At 70.1% G+C, this 21,903-nt stretch carries 20 protein-coding genes; 6 read left to right on the plus strand and 14 right to left on the minus strand.

Going from position 1 to position 21,903, the window contains the following annotated elements; genetic code table 11:
- Positions 1-336: 336 nt before the first annotated feature.
- The 4 genes from D7X96_RS30870 (at position 337) to D7X96_RS30885 (ending at position 7,360) form a co-directional block, all read left to right on the plus strand.
- Positions 337-642 carry a hypothetical protein gene (locus tag D7X96_RS30870; protein WP_121771380.1) on the plus strand — a complete coding sequence of 102 codons (306 nt, stop codon included), beginning with the start codon at positions 337-339 and terminating at the stop codon, positions 640-642.
- A gap of 246 nt (positions 643-888) precedes the next feature.
- Positions 889-1,473, plus strand: a complete 585-nt coding sequence (locus tag D7X96_RS30875; protein WP_120548272.1) for a GAF domain-containing protein — start codon at positions 889-891, stop codon at positions 1,471-1,473.
- A 144-nt stretch (positions 1,474-1,617) separates the two neighbouring features.
- The gene (locus D7X96_RS30880) at positions 1,618-3,498 is read left to right on the plus strand and encodes a serine/threonine-protein kinase (protein ID WP_121771381.1); all 1,881 of its coding nucleotides are present in this window, start codon (positions 1,618-1,620) and stop codon (positions 3,496-3,498) included.
- An 85-nt stretch (positions 3,499-3,583) separates the two neighbouring features.
- Positions 3,584-7,360, plus strand: a complete 3,777-nt coding sequence (locus tag D7X96_RS30885) for a DUF3858 domain-containing protein (RefSeq protein WP_121771382.1) — start codon at positions 3,584-3,586, stop codon at positions 7,358-7,360.
- Positions 7,361-7,420: 60 nt separating this feature from the next.
- Here D7X96_RS30885 and D7X96_RS30890 read toward each other — a convergent pair whose 3' ends face one another.
- Positions 7,421-8,533 carry an isoaspartyl peptidase/L-asparaginase family protein gene (locus D7X96_RS30890; protein ID WP_120548269.1) on the minus strand — a complete coding sequence of 371 codons (1,113 nt, stop codon included), beginning with the start codon at positions 8,531-8,533 and terminating at the stop codon, positions 7,421-7,423.
- 209 nt (positions 8,534-8,742) lie between these two features.
- Between D7X96_RS30890 and D7X96_RS30895 the strand changes: the two genes are divergently transcribed.
- The gene (locus D7X96_RS30895) at positions 8,743-9,408 is read left to right on the plus strand and encodes a type 1 glutamine amidotransferase domain-containing protein (protein WP_120548268.1); all 666 of its coding nucleotides are present in this window, start codon (positions 8,743-8,745) and stop codon (positions 9,406-9,408) included.
- Between the two features lies 1 nt (position 9,409).
- Here D7X96_RS30895 and sufT read toward each other — a convergent pair whose 3' ends face one another.
- Genes sufT through D7X96_RS30930 form a run of 7 tightly spaced genes read right to left on the minus strand, consistent with a single transcriptional unit; the run spans position 9,410 to position 15,668 of the window.
- Positions 9,410-9,961, minus strand: coding sequence for a putative Fe-S cluster assembly protein SufT (gene sufT, locus D7X96_RS30900; RefSeq protein WP_121723168.1), 552 nt, complete (start codon positions 9,959-9,961; stop codon positions 9,410-9,412).
- Positions 9,962-9,970: 9 nt separating this feature from the next.
- On the minus strand, positions 9,971-10,423 hold the full coding sequence (gene sufU / locus D7X96_RS30905; RefSeq protein ID WP_014393962.1) for a Fe-S cluster assembly sulfur transfer protein SufU: 453 nt from the start codon (positions 10,421-10,423) through the stop codon (positions 9,971-9,973).
- Positions 10,420-11,649 carry a cysteine desulfurase gene (locus tag D7X96_RS30910; RefSeq protein WP_121771383.1) on the minus strand — a complete coding sequence of 410 codons (1,230 nt, stop codon included), beginning with the start codon at positions 11,647-11,649 and terminating at the stop codon, positions 10,420-10,422. The genes sufU and D7X96_RS30910 overlap by 4 nt, the downstream gene beginning before the upstream one ends.
- Positions 11,646-12,956 (minus strand): Fe-S cluster assembly protein SufD, encoded by a 1,311-nt coding sequence (gene sufD, locus D7X96_RS30915; RefSeq protein ID WP_121723170.1) that lies wholly within the window; start codon positions 12,954-12,956, stop codon positions 11,646-11,648. The genes D7X96_RS30910 and sufD overlap by 4 nt, the downstream gene beginning before the upstream one ends.
- Positions 12,953-13,735, minus strand: coding sequence for a Fe-S cluster assembly ATPase SufC (sufC, locus tag D7X96_RS30920; RefSeq protein ID WP_121771384.1), 783 nt, complete (start codon positions 13,733-13,735; stop codon positions 12,953-12,955). Before sufC ends, sufD begins: the two co-directional genes overlap by 4 nt.
- Entirely contained in the window at positions 13,735-15,174 is a 1,440-nt protein-coding gene (sufB, locus tag D7X96_RS30925; RefSeq protein WP_120548263.1) for a Fe-S cluster assembly protein SufB, read from the minus strand. The genes sufC and sufB overlap by 1 nt, the downstream gene beginning before the upstream one ends.
- Complete coding sequence (locus tag D7X96_RS30930; RefSeq protein WP_120548262.1) at positions 15,171-15,668, minus strand: SUF system Fe-S cluster assembly regulator; 498 nt, start codon at positions 15,666-15,668, stop codon at positions 15,171-15,173. The genes sufB and D7X96_RS30930 overlap by 4 nt, the downstream gene beginning before the upstream one ends.
- 157 nt (positions 15,669-15,825) lie before the next feature.
- On the opposite strand from D7X96_RS30930, the gene D7X96_RS30935 reads away from it, so the two are divergent.
- Positions 15,826-17,025, plus strand: a complete 1,200-nt coding sequence (locus D7X96_RS30935) for an ABC transporter substrate-binding protein (protein WP_120548261.1) — start codon at positions 15,826-15,828, stop codon at positions 17,023-17,025.
- A gap of 39 nt (positions 17,026-17,064) precedes the next feature.
- Here the strand turns inward: D7X96_RS30935 and D7X96_RS30940 are convergent, their stop codons facing one another.
- From D7X96_RS30940 to D7X96_RS30965, 6 genes are read right to left on the minus strand one after another with little or no spacing between them, the layout of a single operon-like run.
- Entirely contained in the window at positions 17,065-17,244 is a 180-nt protein-coding gene (locus D7X96_RS30940; protein WP_120548260.1) for a hypothetical protein, read from the minus strand.
- Complete coding sequence (locus D7X96_RS40120) at positions 17,231-17,515, minus strand: hypothetical protein (RefSeq protein ID WP_158626361.1); 285 nt, start codon at positions 17,513-17,515, stop codon at positions 17,231-17,233. Before D7X96_RS40120 ends, D7X96_RS30940 begins: the two co-directional genes overlap by 14 nt.
- Positions 17,515-18,399, minus strand: a complete 885-nt coding sequence (locus D7X96_RS30950; protein ID WP_120548259.1) for a hypothetical protein — start codon at positions 18,397-18,399, stop codon at positions 17,515-17,517. The genes D7X96_RS40120 and D7X96_RS30950 overlap by 1 nt, the downstream gene beginning before the upstream one ends.
- Positions 18,399-19,505: a hypothetical protein gene (locus tag D7X96_RS30955; protein ID WP_147468436.1), complete on the minus strand. Its 1,107-nt coding sequence runs from the start codon at positions 19,503-19,505 to the stop codon at positions 18,399-18,401. The genes D7X96_RS30950 and D7X96_RS30955 overlap by 1 nt, the downstream gene beginning before the upstream one ends.
- Positions 19,502-21,010 (minus strand): hypothetical protein, encoded by a 1,509-nt coding sequence (locus D7X96_RS30960; RefSeq protein ID WP_244219785.1) that lies wholly within the window; start codon positions 21,008-21,010, stop codon positions 19,502-19,504. Before D7X96_RS30960 ends, D7X96_RS30955 begins: the two co-directional genes overlap by 4 nt.
- 56 nt (positions 21,011-21,066) lie before the next feature.
- Positions 21,067-21,828, minus strand: coding sequence for a TadE/TadG family type IV pilus assembly protein (locus D7X96_RS30965; protein ID WP_120548298.1), 762 nt, complete (start codon positions 21,826-21,828; stop codon positions 21,067-21,069).
- Between the last annotated feature and the right edge of the window lie 75 nt (positions 21,829-21,903).

A 21,903-nucleotide genomic window follows, 5' to 3' on the forward strand; every position in this document is an offset into this window, starting at 1 on the left:
GGGTGAGATGAAGGCCGAGACCAAGACCGAGACCAAGACCGAGGGCAAGGCCACCAAGAAGGGCACGAAGACCAAGACCGAGAAGAAGACCACCACCGAGACGAAGACCGAGGGCTGAACCCTCTCTTCACTCGCGACCTGTTTCGCCTCCAAGGGACGCAACAGGACGTGGTGCCCGGCAGGGGCGCTCTCTTCACGAGGGCGCTCCTGTTGTCGTTTCAAGCCGCATCACGGCGCGTGAATAAACAAACGCCCGCCGCCATCCACAGCCGCGATGACGATGACGCCCGGCGCACTCCCGCGCGGGCCGTCCGTTTCCCAATCCGAGCCACTTTCATGAAGACCCTCCTCGTCGCCGCCCTGTTCGCCGCCTCCGCCGCCGTCGCGTCCCCGCCGCCCACCAAGGCGCCCACGGACACGCGGGGCCCGACCCACTCCCCCGCGACCGGCACCCTCGAGACGCCCACCGGCGAGGACATCCAGGCCGACCCCAACGCCCCTTCGAAGCACGAGAGCAAGACCGGGGCGGAGCCGGAGCTGAAGGCCTCCGGCCGCGCGGACGCCGTCTTCCAGGACAGCAAGACCTCCCAGCAGAAGCCCCTGAAGCGCCCCGCGCCCGCCCCCCAGAAGAACACGAAGTAACCCGCGGGCCTCCTCCTCCAGGGGATGGGGATGCACCACAGGCCGTGCCCGGCAGGGGCGCTCTCTTCACGAGGGCGCCCCTGTTCGCGTTTTCGGGACCCACCCCCGGCGCTCCTCCCCTTGGGTTTCCAGTAAAACCACCATTTGACAGGAACAGAGGAATCGCGCATAACAGGACATGTGTGGATGCCGATGCATCCACGACAGGAAGGGGTGCCCCCCTCCCCCCCTTCAAGCGAGACGGTCATGGTGGAAGCGTTCACGAAGGTGTCCGAAGCTTCGCGGTTGCTCCTGGACAAGGGCCTGTGCCCGGCCACGGGTACGGATGCGCTGGGCATGGTGGCCCGCCCGCTGAAGGTGGACCGCGCGTGCCTTTTCGAGAACCGCACCACGAACCTGGCGGGCCGGTTCCTCACGGACCTGCGCTACGCGTGGGCGGAGCCGGGCGTGGTGTCCCCGCTGGCGCACCCGGTGCTGCGCTCGCTGCCCCTGCGCGACTACGCCATGGCGTGGATGGACATGCTGGAGGCGCAGATGGCGGTCTCCTGTGTCACCAAGGACGCGCCGCCGATGATGCGCGAGCTGCTGGAGCGCCAGGGCGTGCAGTCCGTGCTGCTGTGCCCCATCGTCCCGGCCAAGCAGTGGTGGGGGTTCGTGGCGTTCGAGGACTGCCAGAAGGCCCGCATCTGGCGCCCGGAGGAGATTTCGCTGCTCAAGTCGCTGGCGCGCGCCGTGGGTGCGTCCGTGCGGCACGCGAACATGCGCTCCTCGCTGTCCCAGGTGCGCACGAACCTCACCAGTGTGCTGCGCCCCGTCGCCGGGGACACCTGAGCCCACCTGTCGTTCACGCCCGGAGGGTTCACCCGGGTCATGGCCGCCCGCCCACCCAGCGGGCGGGAGGGGGCACAAAGGGCAGCTGGGGAGCAATAACGCGGCGGCCCGTTTCTGCTAGCCTCGCCGCCCTGTTCCCCGCCCATGTCCTCGTTCGAGCCCACCGCCATCAGTCGTTCCCGGCCACCTGATCTCATCAGCGGCTACCGCTTGGAGAAGCTCGTCGGAGCGGGCGGCATGGGAGAGGTCCACAAGGCCACCCAGCTGTCGCTCGGCCGCACGGTCGCGGTGAAGCTGCTGAACCCGGAGCTGGCCAAGGATCCGTCGTTCATCGCGCGCTTCCAGAAGGAAGCGGCGGCGCTGGCGACGCTGAGCCATCCCCACGTCGTCTCCATCGTCGACAAGGGGAAGACGGACACCACCTACTACCTGGTGATGGAGTTCGTGGACGGGCCGTCCCTGCGCGAGCTCATGCGCAGCCCGTCCATGGAGACGCCGGTGCTCCTGCGCCGGATGCTCGAGATCTGCCGGGCCATCGAGTACGCGCACGGCCGGGGCGTCATCCACCGCGACCTGAAGCCGGAGAACATCCTGCTGGATCAGCAGGCCGGCGGCATCGCGAAGGTGTCCGACTTCGGGCTGGCGTCCTTCCTGGATGACGCGTCCGCGGCGTCGCGCTTCGCGCTGACGTCCACGCACGTGTCCATGGGGACCATCTCGTACATGGCGCCCGAGCAGCGCGTGGACGCGAAGAGCGCGGACGCGCGGGCGGACATCTTCTCCCTGGGCGTCATCCTCTACGAGACCTTCACCGGCGAGGTGCCGCTGGGCACCTTCGATCCGCCGTCGCGAAAGCGCCCGGGCCTGGACCCGCGCGTGGACGCCATCGTGATGCGGTGCCTCAAGCCGGATCCGGACGAGCGCTATCCGTCGGTGACGGCGCTCATCGCGGACCTGGAGCCGCTGGTCCCCGGAAGCCTGCTGTCCATGCCGCCCCTGCGGCTGACGCGCTGGCAGCGGGCGAAGGCGTCCATGCGCCGCGCCGCGCGCGTGACGGTGCAGACGGCCGCGAGCCTGACGGTCGTGGCCGCCGTGGGCGTGCTGGGCGTGGCGTACAACCGCAGCGGGCAGGTGCGCGTCCAGCCGCCGCTGGCCGGCAAGGCCATCATGTCCGACGAGCTGCGGGACGCGCCCCGCAACGGCCCGGGCCGGGTGGAGGACGTCACCCCGGACAAGCGCCGCGTGACCATGGGCGACGGTCCAGACCTGCCCCAGATGCTGGTGGCCGGCCGCACGCTGAACTTCGAGAACAAGGCCCTCGTCTTCCCTCCCGTGGACGAGGAGAAGAAAGAGTCGCACGTCGGCCGCGCGCGCGTGGACGTGCTGGGCATGGTGGGTGGCGTGGCCCGGCTGACCGCCCGCGTGCGCGCTGAAGCGCCGCCGGCCACGTGGAAGCGCCGCCTGAAGGAGCTCTGGGACGGCCCGCCGCCGGAGCCGGTGGCCTCGCTGGGGCTGATGGGCCGGGACGGCCGCTACGTCACGCTCGTGCACCACGGCGCGGGCGCGCCGCTGACCCTGGAGTGGTCCCTGGGCGAGCGCGGCGGCGCCATGCTGGGCCTCGCGTCCCCGGAGGGCGACGTGCGGCTGGAGCTGTTCGTCACCGAGGACGGCGTGATGCAGGCCTTCGTCGGCCAGGGGAAGGATCAGCGCCCCATCGCGGAGCCGCTGAACCTGGGCCCGGACTGGCAGGCCCACTTCGGTGAGCCCCCGGTGCCGGCCATCGGCTGCATCGAGGGCACCTGCACCGTGGAAGGGCTCACCTACACGGTGGACAAGCCCGCGCCCGTGACGGAAGGCCCCACCACGCCGGTGGTCGCCGTCCCGCAGCAGCCGCCCCGCACGGTGGCCGCCAACACGGTGCCGGCGAAGGCGGTGGTGGCCAAGAAGCCCGCGCCGCCGCCGCCCCCGGTCAAGCGCCCGCCGGTCAAGGCGGCTCCCGCCAAGCCCGCCCCGAAGCGCCGCTAGGGGACCGGGCGGGGTCGGCCCCGAACAACCACCGCAAGGGGAATATGGCCTCTCCGGGGGGATTGCATTATCCCTCGGCTCCCCTATGCGCACCTTCCGCCGCGGCCTGACCGCGCTCGCACTCGTCGCCGGGCTCACCGGCTGCCCCCGGCCCTCCTCCGTCGTCGCGCCCCACGTGCTCGAGTCCGCCGCAGAGCGGGCCGGCCAGGGGGACGCGGAGGCGCGCACGCTCGCGTTCGCGGGCTTCCACGCGTACCTCGTCGCGGGTGACGTGAAGCTCGCGCAGGAGCGCTTCGACGCCGCCGTGAAGAAGGACCCGGGCGACCCGTACGCCCTGGAGGGGCAGGCGCTGCTCGCCCGCCGCAACGGCCAGTCCGACCGCGCGCTCGCCGCGTCGTTGGAGCTGGTGAGGCGCGCCCCCCAGCACCCGGTGGCCGTCATCGCCGCGCGCTACGTGCTGGACCGCGTGGGCACGTCCCGCGCGGAGGACGACGCCATCCTCAAGGGCGTGGACGCCGCGCTCGCCGGGGGTGCCCGGGGTGAGACGGCCTACCTGCTGCGCGCCGCGCGCCTGTCCGTGGCCAGCCTGCGCGCGGACACGGCCGCGCAGGCGCTGACGCTCAAGGATCTGGGCGGCGCGAGCGAGGCCACGCTGGTGGGGCCCTTCTCGCCCTTCCACGTGCTGTCCATCGACGAGCCCATCGCGCCGGAGAAGGACGGCTCCTTCGCGGGCCCCTTCACGGGCGCGTACGGCCCGCTGGCGGTGCGCACGGTGCGCTCGCCGGACGGCCGGCTGGACCTGGGCGGCGAGCCCGGCCACGGGGACATGTACGCGCTGGGCATCGACGCGGAGGTGGCGCAGGCCGGCGTGTACGTGCTGCGCACGGTGAGCCAGACGTCGCACCGCGTGCTGATGGACGGCGCGCCCGTGCTGGAGCGCCGCGACTGGGCGCGCACCGCGTCCACGGTGACCGTGCGCGCGCTGGAGCTGCCCGCCGGCAAGCACCGCTTCGTGGTGAAGATGTCCCGCGACAACACCCAGGGCGGCATGTCCTTCGCGCTGGTGAAGGCGGATGGAAGCGCCTCCGGCGTGCGCCTCACCGCCGCCACCGGGCCCGCGCCGCGCTGGAACGCGAGCGCCCCCGGCGACGTGGAGGCCCCGGACATGTACCCGGGCGCGGAGGACCTGGCCCAGGCGCTCCAGGGCGAGGCCGGCGGGACGCTGAGCACCTTCCTCGCGGTGCGCGACGGCCTGTCGCGCGACCTGGACGGCACCCAGCGGCTGATGGCGAAGCTGGAGGCGGCGACGCCCGCGCTGCTCACCCTGCGCGCGGAGCAGGCCGCGCAGGACCGCGCCATCCCGTCCAAGGTGGCGCGAGGCCGGGCCACGCGCGACCTGGAGGCGGCGCTGGCCAAGGACCCGGGCAACGTGCAGGCGCTGCTGTTGCGCGCGGACCTCTTCCTGGATGACGGCCAGCCGGCCACCGCGCTGGACACACTCAAGACGGCGCGTGACGCGGTGAAGCCCGCGGGCTTCCCGGTGCACATCCTGATGGCCCGCGCCGCGCTGGCGCTGGACGTGGACGCGCAGGCGGAGGTCGCCCTGGCCTCCGCGCTGGAGGCCCAACCGGGCCTGTGCGAGGCGCTGGGGTTGCAGTACTCACTGGCCCGCCGCCGCGACGCGGTGGCCCGCACGGACGACCTGGTGAAGGCCCAGGAGGGCTGCCCCGGCGCGGAGGCGCGGCGGGTGGACCACCTGCGCACGCGCGGCGACCTGGACGGCGCGGCGAAGGGCTACGCGCAGCTGCTGTCGCAGGACCCGGACAACCTCACCACCGCCGCGGCGCTCTCCGGCGTCTACGTGAGCCAGCGCCGTTACGACGACGCGGCGAAGGTGCTCCAGGCGCAGGCCGCCGTGTGGCCGCGCAACGCCGAAATCCTCAAGCGGCTGGCGGACGTGCGCGAGTACGCGGGCCAGAACGCGGAGGCGCTGAAGCTGCGCGAGCAGGCGCTGAAGCTGGACGGCACGGACCTGGCGCTGCGCCGCGCGGTGGAGCGCGCGAAGACAGGCAAGGAGGTCCTGGCGGCGTACGCCATCGACGGCAAGGAGGCCCTGAAGGCCTACGAGGCCGCGCCCGTCACCGGCGGCAGCGCGGCGGCGTACGTGCTGGACGCGGCGGCGGTGCAGGTCTTCCCGGACGGCTCGCTCGTCAACCGCATCCACACCATCCAGAAGGCGCTGGAGCAGTCCGGCGTGCAGGAGATCGCGGAGGTGAACATCCCCCGCGGCGCCCAGGTGCTGGCGCTTCGCACGCTCAAGAAGGACGGCCGCGTGCTGGAGCCGGAGAACATCGAGGGCAAGGACACCATGAGCCTGCCGGGCGTGCAGGTCGGTGACTCCGTGGAGGTGGAGTACCTGCTGCCGGAGAGCGACCGCGGCCCCGCGCAGCCGGGCTTCACCGCGTCCGCGTTCTACTTCCAGATCGCCAACCAGCCGAACGCGTGGAGCACGTACACCGTCGTGGCCCCCAAGGGCAGCGGCATGAAGGTGGACGCGCACGGCATGAAGGCGCCGCCGCCGGAGGTGAAGGGCGACGCGGAGGTCTTCCACTACGACGCGCGCCGCGTGCCGCCGTTCATCCCGGAGCCGGACGCGCCGCCCTCTGGCAATGAGTACCTGCCCTTCGTGATGGTGGGCGCGGGCGAGACGGGCAACGACGGCCTGGCGCGCGTGTATGGCGACGCGTTCCAGGACCGGTGGATCCGCACCTCCGAGGTAGAGGCGTTCGCGCGCCAGGCCACCGAGGGCAAGAAGGGGCTGGAGGCGGTGAAGGCGCTGCACGCGGCGGTGATGAAGCGCTTCTCCGGCCGCGACGCGAGCCTCGCGCAGTCCGCGGCCTCCACCGTGGCGCAGGACCGCGGCAGCCGGCTCACCGTGATGAAGGCGGGCCTGGAGACGCTGGGCATCCCGTCGCGCATCGCGGCCATCCGCACCTTCAACACGGACCCCGCGCCCTACCTCTTCCCGGCGGACGCGCTGTTGCCCTACGCGGCGCTGCGCGTGGAGGTGCCGGGAGAAGAGCCGGTGTGGCTGGACACGTCCGTGCGCTTCGGCCCCTTCGGTGAACTGCCGGAGGCCGCCATGGGCGAGCGCGAGGCGTACCTGCTGCCGGAGCCGGGCAAGCCCCTGCAGAAGGTGAAGACGCCGGCGCTCAAGCCGCGCGCGGGCAAGGACGTGAAGCTCACCCTGGAGCTGGGCGCCGACGGCAGCCTCAAGGGCCAGGGCGAGGAGACCTACTCCGGCTTCGAGGCCGCGCAAATCGCCGAGGCCTTCGAGCAGCTCTCCGCGGAGAGCCGCAACCAGGCGCTCCAGGGCGCGGTGTCGCGCTACTTCGGCGGCGCGGAGCTGTCCTCCGTGAAGCTGGAGCGCCAGGAGGCCGTGGGCGCGCCCTTCGTGCTGCGCTACGCGTTCACCGTGCCGCGCTTCGGGCGCATGGAGGGCGACAGCCGCATGGCGCTGGCCCCCCTCACCTTCCCCGCCCTGCTGGGCCGGCGCTACGTGCAGCTGTCCACGCGCACCACGCCGCTCTACATCGACGACACGGAGGCCAGCCGCACCCACGTCTCCGTCACCCTGCCCCAGGGCTGGAAGCTCAGCGACCCGCAGGCGGGCCTGAAGGTGGACAGCCAGTTCGGCCACTACACCCGGACGGAGAAGCAGGACGGGCGCACGCTCAGCATCGCGGAGACCTTCAGCCTGCCCCGCGCCCGCGTCTCCCCGGCGGAGTACGAGAAGTTCTCCGCCTTCGCCGGTGACGTGGACCTGCTCCAGGTGCGCGAGCTGTTCCTCGTGAAGCAGTAGTCCCCGCGCGGCCGCCGCGCATCACGTCAGTGGTGCGCGGAGCCGGGCTCGGCCGCCTGCCTAGGGCTGCTGGAAGATGGCGACGGTGGGCGTGCCGTCCTCGCCGATGTAGCCGCGGTACATGCCGCTGGAGTTGAAGGGCGTGGCCACGTGGCCCTGCCGGTCCATGGCGATGACGCCGCCCTCACCGCCGGCCTTCACCAGCACGTCGTTGATGACGTGGTTGGCGGCCTCCGGCAGCGGGAGCTCCTGGTACTCGACGCGGGCGCAGATGTCGCGCGCCACCGTGTAGCGGATGAAGAACTCGCCGTGGCCCGTGGCGGAGACCGCGCAGCGCTCATCCGCGTAGGTGCCCGCGCCGATGATGGGCGCGTCCCCCACCCGGCCGAAGCGCTTGTTCGTCATTCCGCCCGTGGACGTGCCCGCCGCGAGGTTGCCTTCCATGTCCAACGCGACAGCGCCTACCGTGCCGAACTTGTGGTCCCCGGTGATGGGGTCCACACCCGGCGTCAGCGATGAGCCCGCGGGGGGAGCCTCCTTCGCCTTCTCCTGCTCCAGCGCGCGCTGGAGGCCCTGCCAGCGCTCCTCCGTGTAGAAGTACTTCGCGTCCACCAGGGGCATGCCCTGGGACTGGGCGAAGGCCTCCGCGCCGTCGCCCACCATCATCACGTGCGGCGACTTCTCCATCACCAGGCGCGCCAGGTCGATGGGGTTCTGGATGTGGTGGACGCCCGCCACCGCGCCGGCCATGCGCGTCTTGCCGTCCATCACGGCCGCGTCCAGCTCGTTCACGCCGTCGTGGTTGAACACCGCGCCCTTGCCGGCGTTGAAGTACGGCGAGTCCTCCATCACGCGGATGGCCGCCGTCACGGCGTCCATGCTGCGTCCGCCCTTCGCCAGCACCGCGTGCCCCGCCTGGAGCGCCTGCGTGAGCGCGGCGCGCATCGCGGCCTCGCGCTCCGGGGTCAGGTTCTCACGCGAGATGACGCCCGCGCCGCCGTGGATGACCAGGCCCCACCTGGGCTTCACGCGCGGGGCCTCGTCCGTGCGCAGGGCGGCCTCGTCACGCGCGGCGCCCGCCTGCGACGACGTGGCGCAGCCCAGCGGGGCCAGGAGCAGCGCGGTGCTCGCCAGCAGGCCGCGGTGCAGCCGGGAAGGGAACGAGGGGGACATGCCGTGCGCCTCCAGAAGGGAAACCCTTTCGTAAAGCTGTTCCCCAGGGGCGTCCAGCGCCGCCTCGTGCCGCGCCGCACCACGCCTCCGGAGGGCGTCACCCCAAGCGCCTGCCTGCCCGCCTGCCCTCTGCTTCCCCTCCCGGAAGGGCATGTGCACCGTGCAGGTTCGGGTTGTAGGGCAGAGCTGGACATCGGGAGGACGGGGCAATGAAGAAGCTGAAGGGGATGCGGGTGGCCGTGCTGGCGGCGGATGGCTTCGAGCAGGTGGAGCTGACGCGGCCGGTGAAGCGCCTGGAACGCGAGGGCGCGCACGTCACCATCGTCTCCCTCCACAAGGGCCGCATCCGGGGCATGAACCTGCTGGTACCCGGCCGCAAGGTGCGCGTGGACGCCACGCTGCGCGACGTGAAGGCCGCGGACTTCGACGCGCTGCTGTTGCCCGGCGGCTTCATGAACCCGGACTTCCTCAGGCAGAGCGCCCTGGCGCTGGACTTCGTGAAGGACGCGGACCTGCTGGACATGCCCATCGCGGTCATCTGCCACGGGCCGTGGCTGCTCGCGTCGGCGGGGCTGCTGGAGGGCCGTCACGTGACGTCCTGGCCGGGCATCCGCAACGACATGGAGAACGCGGGCGCGCACTGGACGGACGAGCCCGTGGTGCGCGACGGCAACTGGGTGTCCAGCCGGGGGCCGCACGACCTGCTCGCCTTCGAGCACGCCATGGTGGAGCTGCTCGCGGAGCGCATGTCGCCCGCCATCGAGCGCCGCACCACGGCGGAAGCCGCGCCGCGCTGGCCCCGGTGGCTCGCGGGAGGCCTGGCCGCCGCGGCCACGCTGGGCCTGGTCGCACGCGGCCGGAAGGCGCTGGCCTAGCTCACATCCAGCCCAGCTGGAGCCGCGCGACGTCCGTCATGCGGCTCTGGTCCCACTGCGGCTCCCAGACCAGCTCCACGTTCGCTTCCTTCACGCCGGGGAGCGCGGACACCTTGGAGCGCACGTCCTCCACCAGCACCTGGCCCATGCCGCAGCCGGGCGCCGTGAGCGTCATCTCGATGTCCACGCGCTGGCCGCCTTCGTCCAGCGGCGTGGCCTTGCACGCGTACACCAGGCCCAGCTCCACGATGTTCACCGGGATCTCCGGGTCGTAGACCGTGCGCAGCTGCTCCCAGACCTGTTCCTCGTGAAACTCGCCGGGCGTGACGGACTCCTCCGCCGGCTTCTCCTTGGCGGCGTACTCCTCGCCCAGCACGTCCGCGTTCTTCTGGTCGATGCGGAACAGCTGGCCGTACGGGTCCTGCACCGTGACGTTGCCGCCCAGCGTCTGCACCACCGTCAACTCCGAGCCCGCCGGCAGCAACACCTTGTCCCCGCTGGGGATGAGCATCGCGTCCACGTCGCGCTCGATGACCGTCATCGCGCCTCGCATGACCCCTCCCTACTCCGTCGACACCGACGTGGAGCGGCCATCCAGCGCCGCGTTCAGCGTGTGCCACGCCAGGCTCGCGCACTTCACCCGTGCCGGGAACTCGCTCACGCCCGACAGCACCGCGAGCTTGCCCAGGGACTCCACGTCCACCTTGTCCGGGCCTTCCGTCACCAGCGTGTGCACGCGCTCGAAGAGCGCCTGGGCCTCTTCCCGCGTCTTGTCCTTCACCGCGCCCGTCATCAGCGACGCGGACGCCTTGGAGATGGCGCACCCCTGGCCCTGGAAGCCGATGTCGCGGATGACGCCGTCCTCCAGCTTGAGCGTCACGGAGAGCTGGTCGCCGCACAGCGGGTTGTAGCCCTCCGCCGCGCAGGTGGCGCCCTCCACCACCCGGAAGTTGCGCGGGCGCTTGGAGTGCTCCAGCACCACCTCCTGGTACAGGTCCTTGAGGTCCGAGCTCACGCGAACACCTCCCTCACCTTGTTCAAGCCCTTCACCAGCGCGTCCACGTCCTCCGGCGTGTTGTAGAGCGCCAGCGACGCGCGCGCCGTGGCCGCCACCCCGAAGCGCTGCATCAGCGGCTGGGCGCAGTGGTGCCCGGTGCGGATGCAGATGCCCTCCTGGTCCAGGATGGTCCCCACGTCGTGCGGGTGGACGTCCTCCAGCGTGAACGACAGCACGCCCGTCTTGTGCGGCGCCGTGCCAATGAGCTTCAGCCCCGGCACGGACTGGAGCGCCTGCGTCGCGTACGCGAGCAGCCACTGGTCGTGCTGGGACACGTTCTGCATGCCCACGGACTCCAGGTAGCGGATGGCCGCGGCCAGCCCCACCGCGCCCGCCATGTCCGGCGTGCCCGCCTCGAAGCGGTGCGGCACGCGGTTGTAGACGGTCTTCTCCATCGTCACGGAGAGGATCATGTCCCCGCCGCCCTGGTACGGCGGCAGCGACTCCAGCATGGCCAGCTTGCCGTACAGCACGCCGATGCCCGTGGGCCCGAAGAGCTTGTGCCCGCTGAAGGCGTAGAAGTCACAGCCCAGGTCCTGCACGTCCACCGGGAAGTGCGTCACCGACTGCGCCCCGTCCACCAGCACCGGGATGTTCCTGGCGTGCGCCTTGGCCACCAGCTCCTTGATGGGATTGACGGAGCCCAGCGCGTTGGACACGTGCGTAATCGCCAGCAGGCGCGTCTTCTCCGTGAGCAGCGCGTCCACGGTGTCCATGCGCAGCGCGCCGGACTCGTCCACGGGGATGACGCGCAGCTTCGCGCCCGCCGCGTCGCACACCATCTGCCAGGGCACGATGTTGGAGTGGTGCTCCATGGCGGAGATGAGCACCTCGTCACCCGGGCCCACGTGCTTGCGGCCGTAGGTGGCGGCCACCAGGTTGATGGCCTCCGTGGTGCCGCGCACGAAGATGACCTCGCGCACGTCCTTGGCGTGGATGAAGCGGCGCACCGTCTCGCGCGCGTCCTCGAAGGCCTGCGTGGCGCGCTCGGAGAGGATGTGCACGCCGCGGTGCACGTTGGCGTTGTCGTGCGTGTAGTAGCGCGTGATGGCGTCCAGCACCGCCTGCGGCTTCTGCCCCGTGGCGGCGCTGTCCAGGTACACCAGCGGCCGGCCCCGCACCTCCTGCCGGAGGATGGGGAAGTCCGCGCGCACCCGCGCCAGGTCGAATCCAGGGCCGCTCATCCCATCACCTCCGCCGTCCCCGGCAGCTTCTCCGCGAGCAACGCCTCCACCCGCGCGCGCACCGGCCCTTCCGGCACCGCGCGCACCAGCTCGCTCGCGAAGGCCTGCGTCAGCATGCGCTCCGCGTCCACCTTCGGGATGCCGCGCGAGCGCAGGTAGAACAGCGCGTTGTCATCCAACCGGCCCACCGCCGTGCCGTGGGCGCACTTCACGTCGTCCGCGAAGATCTCCAGCTGCGGCCGCGCGTCCACCTGCGCGCCCTCGGAGAGCAGCAGGTTGCGGCTCTGCTGGGACGCGTCCGTCTTCTGCGCGTCCTCGCGCACGCGGATCTTCCCGTGGAAGGTGCCGCGCGCGCGGTCGTCCAGCACGCCCTTGTACAGCTCGCGGCTGGAGCAGTGCGGCACCGCGTGGTCCAGGTCCGTGCGGTTGTCCAGGTGCTGCGTGCCCCGGCCCACGAACAGGCCGTTGAGCACGCACTCGCCGCCCTCGCCCGCGAAGGCCGCGTGCACTTCGTTGCGCGCAAGCAGCCCGCCAAAGGAGAACGCGTGCGACTGGAAGCGGCTGTCGCGCCCCTGCCGCGAATACAGCCCGCCCAGGTGCAGCGCGCTGTCGCCCTCCGTCTGGAGCTTGAAGTGGCGCAGGCTGGCGTTGTCCCCCAGCGACACCTCCGTCACCGCGTTGGTGAACGTCGCGCCTGTACCCAGGCCCGCGTACGTCTCCACCAGCGTGGCCTCGCTGCCCTCGCCCGCCACCACGACGATGCGCGGGCTGGCCAGCACCGGCCCGTCACCGCCTCGCGCGAGGAACAGCAGCTGCACCGGAACCTCACTCAAGGCCCGGGGCGCGAGCGTGAGCAGCGCGCCCTCTTCCAAGAGCGCCGCGTTGAGCGACGTGAAGGCATGCGCGGACGGCCGGGAGAACTGGCCCAGCGTCTCCTGGAGCAGCACGCCGTCCTCACGCAGCGCCTGAGACAGCGGCTTGAGCACCACGCCGCGAGGCAGGCCGGAGAGCACCGACAGCGCGGGCACGAAGCGCCCGTCCACGAACACGAGCCTCGGGCCGGGCAGCGCCAGCCGCGCCACCGCCTGCGCCACGTCGTCGCCCGCGGACACGTTGCTCACGGGCTGGAACGGGTGCGACGACAGCGTGGCCACGGGCGTGTACTTCCACTCCTCGTCCTTGGACGTGGGCAGGCCGCGCGCCTGGAACCGGCTCAGGCCCTCTTCACGAAACGCCTGGAGCCACGCGGGAGCGTCCCCGCGGGCCTGGAAGGCCCGGGCCACCTCCACGTAGTGGGACGCGCTCATGGCCGGGCCTCCTTCGCCTTGCCGGCCCCCTCCGCGCCAATCCAGCCGTAGCCCTTCTCCTCCAGCTCCAGCGCCAGCTCGCGTCCGCCCGAGCGCACGATGCGGCCCGCCGCCATCACGTGCACGCGGTCCGGCACGATGTAGTCCAGCAGCCGCTGGTAGTGGGTGATGACGACCATCGCCCGGTCCTTCGAGCGCAGCGCGTTCACCCCGCCCGCAACGATGCGAAGCGCATCGATGTCCAGGCCGGAGTCCGTCTCGTCCAGCAGCGCCAGCCGGGGCTGGAGCACCGCCATCTGGAAGATCTCGTTGCGCTTCTTCTCTCCGCCGGAGAAGCCCTCGTTCACGGAGCGGCTCATGAACGCCGCGTCCAGCTGCACGAGCTTCGCCTTCTCCTTGGCCAGGGAGAGGAAGTCCATCGCGTCCAGCTCCTCCTCGCCCTTGGCGCGGCGCTGCGCGTTGAGCGCCGTGCGCAGGAAGTGCAGGTTGCCCACGCCCGGAATCTCCACCGGGTACTGGAAGCCCAGGAACACGCCCGCCTTCGCGCGCTCCTCCGGCGGCGTGCCCAAGAGGTCCTTGCCGTCGAACCGCACGGAGCCCTTCGTCACCTCGTACGTCTCACGCCCCGCCAGCACGCCCGCGAGCGTGCTCTTGCCGGAGCCGTTGGGCCCCATGATGGCGTGCACCTCACCGGCACCGACTTCCAGATTGATGCCCTTGAGGATGTCCTTGCCAGCCACGCGGGCATGCAGGTCCTGGATGCTCAATAGCGACGCCATCACCCCACGCTCCCTTCCAGGCTCACGCCCAGCAGCTTCTGCGCCTCCACGGCGAACTCCATGGGCAGCTCCTTGAAGACCTGCCGGCAGAAGCCGTTCACGATCATCGACACCGCGTCCTCCTGCGAGATGCCGCGCTGCCGGCAGTAGAAGAGCTGGTCCTCGCCAATCTTCGACGTGGAAGCCTCGTGCTCCACCTGCGCGGTCGCGTTCTTCACCTCGATGTACGGCAGCGTGTGGGCGCCGCACTCGTCGCCCAACAGGAGCGAATCGCACTGCGTGTAGTTGCGTGCGTTCGCCGCGCTCTTGAGCACCTTCACCAGGCCCCGGTACGTGTTCTGCCCGCGGCCGGCGGAGATGCCCTTGGACACGATGGTGGACCGGGTGTTCTTCCCGATGTGCACCATCTTCGTGCCCGTGTCCGCCTGCTGCCGGTGGTTGGTGAGCGCCACCGAGTAGAACTCGCCCACCGAGTCATCCCCCTTGAGGATGACGCTGGGGTACTTCCACGTAATCGCCGAGCCCGTCTCCACCTGCGTCCACGAAATCTTGGCGCGCTGGTGCGCGATGCCGCGCTTGGTGACGAAGTTGTAGATGCCGCCCTTGCCTTCCGCGTCGCCCGGGTACCAGTTCTGCACCGTGCTGTACTTGATGGACGCGCCGTCCAGCGCCACCAGCTCCACCACCGCCGCGTGCAGCTGGTTGGTGTCGCGCATGGGCGCGGTGCAGCCCTCCAGGTAGCTCACGGAGGCGCCTTCGTCCGCGATGAGCAGCGTGCGCTCGAACTGGCCCGTGTCCGCCGCGTTGATGCGGAAGTACGTGGACAGCTCCATGGGGCACTTCACGCCCTTGGGCACGTAGCAGAACGAGCCGTCGCTGAAGACCGCGGAGTTGAGCGCCGCGAAGAAGTTGTCGGAGAAGGGCACCACCGTGCCCAGGTAGCGCTCCACCAGCTCCGGGTGCTCACGCACCGCTTCGGAGAACGAGCAGAAGATGACGCCCGCCTTGTAGAGCTTCTCCCGGAACGTGGTGGCCACCGACACGGAGTCGAAGACGGCATCCACCGCCACGTTCTGCAGGCGCTTCTGCTCCTCCAGCGGGATGCCCAGCTTCTCGTAGGTGCGGAGGATTTCGGGGTCGACCTCCGACAGGCTGTCCTTCTTCGGCTTCTGCTTGGGCGCCGAGTAGTAGCGGATGGCCTGGTAGTCGATGGGGTGGTACTTCACCGCCTGCCACGAGGGCTCCTTCAGCGTGAGCCAGTGGCGGTACGCCTTCAGGCGCCACTCCAGCATGAAGGCCGGCTCGTTCTTCTTCGCGGACAGGACGCGGATGACGTCCTCGTCCAGGCCGGGCGGCAGCGTGTCCGCCTCCACCTGCGTGACGAAGCCGGCCTGGTAGCCCTTGCGCGTCAGCTCCTGGAGGGTTTCGGTGGTGCTCATGAACGGACTCCCGTAGCGGAAGGAGGAGCGCCGAGGGACGCCGGCAGGCCCAGGCCCACCAGGCGCTCCGGCATGCGGGGCGCGGGCGCGCGCAGGTCCGCGAGCGTCAGCTTCCCCAGCGCCTCCTGGATGGCCTGGTTGATCAGCCGCCAGTGGCCCCGCACCTGACAGACGGACTCCAGCTCACAGGGCCCGGCGGGCTTGCCCTGGTGCTGGCCACACTCCGTGAGGGACACCGGCCCCTCCAGCGCGGACACCAGCTCCGCCAGGGAGATGGCCTCCGCCGGACGCGCCAGGCCGTAGCCGCCGCTCGCCCCCCGGTGCGACACCACCAGGCCCGCCTGCAACAGGCCCTTCAGGACCTTGCTCGCGGACGGAAGCGAGACACGCGTGCGCGCCGCCAGCTCTCGCGTGGTCCGGGTCTCCCCGTCCGCGCGCGCCAGCTCGGCCATCAGCACGATGCCGTAGTCGGTCATCTTGCTCATCCGGAGCATGAGTGGGTGTCTCCTCAGGGCTGTCCGCGGGCCCCATGCCCGCGACGGTCTCTTATGTAATGTGGACCGCCGCAGTCCACATTCAAATCGGGCCACAACGGGCTAGGGTGGGGCCGTCCGCTTTTTGAGTCTGACTCCCCCTCGAGGAGCCCTACCGATGCGCCGTCCCCTCCCCCTCCTGCTCACCGCGCTGGCCCTGGCCCTGGTGGGTTGTGAGAAGAAGTCCGCTCCGGCCCCCGCGCCCGCGCCCGCCACGCAAGCAGGCAGCGCCACCACGGCCCCGCCGGGGCCTCCGCCGGAGGGCTCCATCCTCATTGGCGAGGTGGGCAGCCTCACCGGCTCCGAGGCCACCTTCGGCATCTCCGCGCGCAATGGCATCGACCTGGCGCTGCAGGAGGCCAACGCCGAGGGCGGCGTGCGCGGCCAGAAGCTGGTGGTGCGCGTCTACGACAGCCAGGGCCGGCCGGAGGAAGGCGCCCAGGCCGCCACGCGGCTCATCGCGCAGGACAGGGTGGTGGCGCTCTTGGGCGAGGCCGCGTCGTCCGTGTCCATGGCCATGGCGGACAAGGCGCAGGCGGCGAAGGTGCCCATGATTACGCCCACCTCCACCAGCCCGGAGGTGACGAAGAAGGGCGACTACATCTTCCGCGTCTGCTTCATCGACCCGTTCCAGGGCCTGGTGATGGCGAAGTTCGCGCGGGAGAACCTGAAGCTGTCCAAGGTGGCGGTGCTCACGGACAACAAGAGCGCCTTCTCCGTGGGGCTGGCGGACGTCTTCAACCAGAAGTTCAAGGAGTTCGGCGGCACCATCGCCGGCAACGAGAGCTACTCCAAGGGCGACACGGACTTCCGCGCGCAGCTGACGTCCATCAAGAACATGAAGCCGGAGGCGGTGTTCGTCCCGGGCTACTACACGGACGTGGGCATCATCGCCAGGCAGGCCCGTGAAGTCGGCCTGCGCGTGCCGCTGCTGGGCGGTGACGGCTGGGACTCCGACAAGCTGTACGAGCTGGGCGGCTCCGCGCTGGAGGGCAGCTACTTCTCCAACCACTACTCGCCGGACAACCCGGACCCCGTCGTGCAGAACTTCCTGAAGAAGTACAAGGCCGCCTACGGCAGCGTGCCGGACAGCGTGGCGGTGCTGGCGTACGACGCCGCGCGCCTGCTGGTGGACGCGATGAAGCGCGCGCCGGATACGTCAGGCCCCGCGCTGCGTGACGCCATCGCGGCGACGAAGGACTTCCCGGGCGTGGCGGGCACCATCAACCTGGACGCCAACCGCGACGCGGTGAAGCAGGCCGTGGTGATGAAGGTGCACGACGGCAAGGCGGTGTTCGTCACCACCGTGAAGCCTTGAAGGCAGCGCGCTGCTCTCTCCGGCCGCCCGTCCCCGCTGTCAGGGGATGGGCGACTGGATGACGTAGTAGACGGAGTGGAAGTACTTGTGCAGGGCGTTGATGAGGGCGACGAGGAAGGGCCAGCCGAACACGGTGAACCCGAAGAACGCCGCGATCACGACGCTGTACTCCACCATCGCCTGGCCCCGGGCCAGCTGACGCGGCTCACCGCGCTTCATCGCGCCCCTCCTTCTGCTCCCGCCGCGACGCGTCCCGGCCCGCGGCTTCATCGCGGCACTCATTGACGCACTGGTCGCGTGCCTTGCCACACTCCGTGGCGCAGGAGGGCGCGCCCTTGGGGCCCGCGTACTTCGTGCAGATGGTCTTGCACTGCTTGGCGTCCTCCTCGCAGCGCTTGAGGCACGAGGGCAGGCCCGCCTGCGCCACCGGCCCCGCCAGCACCACCGCGGAGGCCAGCGCGGCCTGGACCCAGTTCATGAAGTGCTTCATCACGGACTCCCTTCGCCCCGTTCCGGGGCGGCATTGCCTCGCTGCATCAGCGACAGGTTGAACTCCACGCCCGGCTGCAGCAGCTGGGGGCGGCGCAGGCTCAGCTGGCCCCGCATGCCCTCGTGACTGACGTCGAAGGCCACCACCTCGCCCTGCCCTTCCGAGGACGGCCCCATCTGCCAGCCCCGGGAGCGCAGCGTGTCGCGCCACGCGGACTCCGCCTCCACCAGCGTGCCCTCCGTGGAGGTGCCGGCCACCTGGTACTGGGTGAACCCCTCCAACCGCAAGGTGAGCAGCTGCGGGTCCACCACGGTCATGGGGATGGGCAGCCAGGGGGGCAGCGGCCGCTTGTTGCCGATGGCCGGGGCCACCTGCCCCGCTGACACGAACACCATGCTCTCGCCGTCCTGGTACAGCACCGACACCAGCCGGACCTCTTCACTCACCGGGCTCCAGTAGCCCACGTAGCCGCCGTTCTCCCCGTAGTCGTCCTGCAGCACGGGCAGGCCCTTCTCCAGGAGCAGCTTCCGGTAGTGCTCCAGCACCTGCCGGGGCTTGTCCTTCGTGGTGAACCAGGCCACGGCGATGGGCGCGTCCGGGCCCAGGTAGTCCGCGGCCAGCACCTCCGGACGGCGGGTCGCGTTCGGGTAAGGCGGGAAGTGCACCAGCGCCCGCGCGAGGATGGCCTCCTCCGCGGGCGAGCGCTTGTTCGAGGGCGGGGAGGGGAACTCCGCGTTCGCGCGGACCTCCGCCGCCTCCAGCTCCGTGGGCGCATTGCCGTAGATGACGTCCTCCATGGCGACGCCCAGGAGGGCCCCCACCACCGCGACCGCCACCAGCAGGGCCGCGGCCCGGCCCACCCACCTCGAACGCTCCGACGACATCAGCAGGACTCGGCGTTCTTGCAGCCCATGTAGTTGTTGCCCCGGTCCTTCAAGGTCTTCTCCGGCGCGTTGCGGTCCCAGTCCCGCCACTCGGTGTTGAAGTAGTACTCGTTGTGGCCGGCCTGGCGGATCTTCTCGGACGGGTTGCCCGTACCCGTCTGCGGCTTGATGGCGACGTTGGGCGTGCGCGGGTTGTCCCCGAGCTCGAGCGAGCCGCCCAGGGAGACCGGGGAGACGAGGGGTCCCACGAGCGCGGGGCTGAGCAGGTTGTTGCTCATCGCCTTGGAGAAGAACTCGGTGGCGGCGACGCTCATGGGGCCGAAGCCGACGTTCGCGAGGTTCGTGTAGACGTTCGTCACGCGCTTGTAGAAGTCGCCGCTGCCACCGCCGAGCCCGCCCTTCTGGCCCGGGCGGATGCTCACGTCGTCGTTGATGGCCCAGGGGTCGGCGATGATGGACATCTGCTCCCAGGGCAGCAGGTAGGCGCTCGTACCATCGCTGCCCTTGGCCTGACCGTGAACGCTGCCCCCCTTGTCCTGCATGGTCTTGGCGAGGGGCTTCTTGGAGAACTCCGAGAAGGTGTTCTCGTTCAGCATGTAGTTCTGCACGCCGATGCGTCCGTTGCACTTGATGAGCCCGCCGTGGTTGAACTCATCCGCGAAGCCACTCTCGATGGGGATCCCCATCAGGCCCACCTGCTTGTCGGGGCCCGTGCACTCCACCTGCTGGGCGCCCGGGTTGAGCCAGCAAGGGTGGGCGGTCAGCGCGGCGTGCTCGTGGTGCGCCTCCGTCTGGCAGTCGCGCGCCTTGTCCCCATCCATCGTGTAGTCGTCCACGCCGGATTCATGGTCGCAGTACATCTGGCGCGCGTAGCCCTGCACCTGGCTGAAGTTGCCGTATTCCCCCCCGCCCCCGCTCATCGCCCAGTCCTGGATGGTGTAGTCCCAGACCGTCGCCACCACCGCCTCCTGGGCGTCCAGCGCGTAGCGCAGGAGGTCGTCCAGGAAGAGGGCGTAGAGGAAGATGGGGATGAAGGCGATCATGCTCAGGGCCATCTCCACCGAAGCCGCGCCCCGGGCCCTGCGCGAAAGGAATGAGCGGTTCATAGGGCGAGGTCCTTGGCCACGGCGATCTGCGCGGCGTCCGCGTTGCCGGCGGCGCCCAGCACCTTGGCCACCTCCTCCGCCTTGAACGGGTGCAGCTTCGCGCGCCAGAAGGGGTTGAAGAGGTTGGGCTGCTCCTGCCAGCCGCCCTGCCCCAGCCGGTGGTAGTAGACGAGCGCCTTGGACACCGCCGCGCCCTCGTCCGCCGCGAGCGTCAGGGTGCCGGTGCCCTGCTCGCCGTGCGTGAAGTTGAGGGTCGCCGACGAGGTCAGCTCCCAGGGGGCCTGCTGGAGGTTCCCCGAGCGCAGGCTCTTGGTGACGTAGCTGTAGACGCGCGCCTGGCCGTAGTCCGCGTCCGCCTTCGGGTTGCCCCGGAACTTCATGAAGCAGTTGCTCTGCGGGATGCAGGAGAGCAGCGCCTTGGAGGCCACCTGCTTGAACTCGTGCTTGTCCTTGTGGCCCTGGCTCGGGCTGTGGCCACCGCCGCTCTCGTCGCTGTAGACCTCCGCGTCGAAGGGCATGTACGGCCCGAAGCCGTGGCGCCACTGGTTCATCATGAAGCCACCCTCCTCCCGCGAGACCACCGTGGTGCCCTGGATGCCCACGCCGCCCACGGGGTTCCAGTCCTTCTTGCCCTTCCCGATGCTCGCCGCGCTCTTCATGTTCATGGGATTGGGAATGTGGACGCCCTCTCCAGGGATGTCGCTCATGAGTTCCTGGAGGAAGGTGGGGTGCAGGGTGAGGGGGAAGATGAGCGCCCCCGCGTCGCGGGTCGCCGGCCAGCCGGGGCGGGAGGCGTTGGCGATCTCCGTCATCGTCTTCTGGACCGCGACCTGCTTGGCGTTGGGCTCGCCGCCCATGCACGGCATGCCATCCACCACGCAGTTGAACTCGTTGGCGTTCATGCCGCCCACCGCGCCCGCGATGTTGGAGGCGCCCTTGGCGTTCCACTCCGTCAGCTCCTTCAAGCCGCTGGAGGTGCCGCTGGTGACCGCCGCGACGACCTTGGCGTGCGTGGCGATCTGGGAGCCATTGACGGCGTGGATGAGCCTTTGCAGGTGCTTGGTCGTGTCCTCGAAGGGGCCGTCCAGGTCCTTGATGTTGTCCGCGTACGTCTTGGCCTTCTTGGAGTACTTGTTGGCGACCTTGAGGGCTTCGATGGCGTCCTTGCAGTGCTGGATGCAGGGAGGCCAACAGGCGAAGCACTCCAGGAACTCCATGCCCATGATGACGTAGAAGTTGTTCTTCGACGCCGTGAGCATGCCGTAGGTCAGGCTGGCCGTGGACATGTACGCGTGCATGCTGGTCATCGCCACGAAGGAGGCGGCGATGGCCCGGTTGCTGACCGCGTAGTAGTTGAGGGCTCGCGCCTCCAGGACGGCCATGGAGTAGGCCATGGTGTCGCTGTGCTGCTGCAGGTTGATCTTCTGCCGCAGCGCGTGGCTGAGGTTGAAGCTCAGCATCACCATCAGCGCCAGCACCAGGAAGGCCAGGCACGCCAGGACCATGGACTGGCCCCGGGCGCGGCGCCGGCGGCGGTGCGGGGGACGCGGTGCGGCCGCTTCTACTCCTGGAACGAGAAGAGGCATGTGTTGTCCTTCGGCAGCTTGTTCTTGCCCAGGTAGAGATTGGACTGCATCCGCATGGTGTAGGTGGCCCGGATGGGCACCACGTAGACCTTCTGACCCGCCGCCGTGTCGTAGTCGCCCATGTCTTTATCGATGTAGGCCTGGCGGGTGGTGTCTCCCTGCTTGCCCAACCGGATGACGTAGGGCAGCTCCTTCGCGCGCGCGATGTTGTAGATGACGACGTCCGCGAACGGGATGACCATGCGGTAGTTGAACGTGAGCTGGATGCGCAGCTTGGAGCGCTGGCTGTCCTTCCAGTCGCCGGAGCTGGTGATCTTCTCCGGGTTGTCGAAGTCCACCTCGCCGGAGGCGCCCCCCAGGTCACCCTCCACCGGACCGCAGATGGTGACCTTGGCGTACGGGATGTTGGTGGCCGTGATCCGGTTCGTCATCACCTCCGGCCACATCCACTTCTGCTGGAAGTCCGCCGCGCTGTTCACCGTCATCATGCTTTCGGTGCCGCCGCTGCCGCGGCTGATCATGGGCAGCAGCACCGCCAGCGCGGCGCGCTCCATCTTCTTCACGTCCGCGTTGTGGAGGGCGCCCGCGCGCACCGCCTTGTAGGCGGCGTACTTCGCCATCAGGCGGGCCTGGTGCATGAGGCCCAGCTGGAGCGTGCCCAGGATGAGGAACACGAAGAGTGGGAGGACGATGGCCGTCTCCACCGCTACCTGGCCTGATTGTCGTCTGTCCCGCATGTGCGGCCCCTGGATGCGCATGAGGTAGGTGTTCTACCGACTGATTACCGCCAGCTTCCATCCCGGCGCAACCCG

It is taken from the genome of Corallococcus interemptor (genome assembly GCF_003668875.1).
In the GTDB taxonomy this organism is placed as follows: domain Bacteria; phylum Myxococcota; class Myxococcia; order Myxococcales; family Myxococcaceae; genus Corallococcus; species Corallococcus interemptor.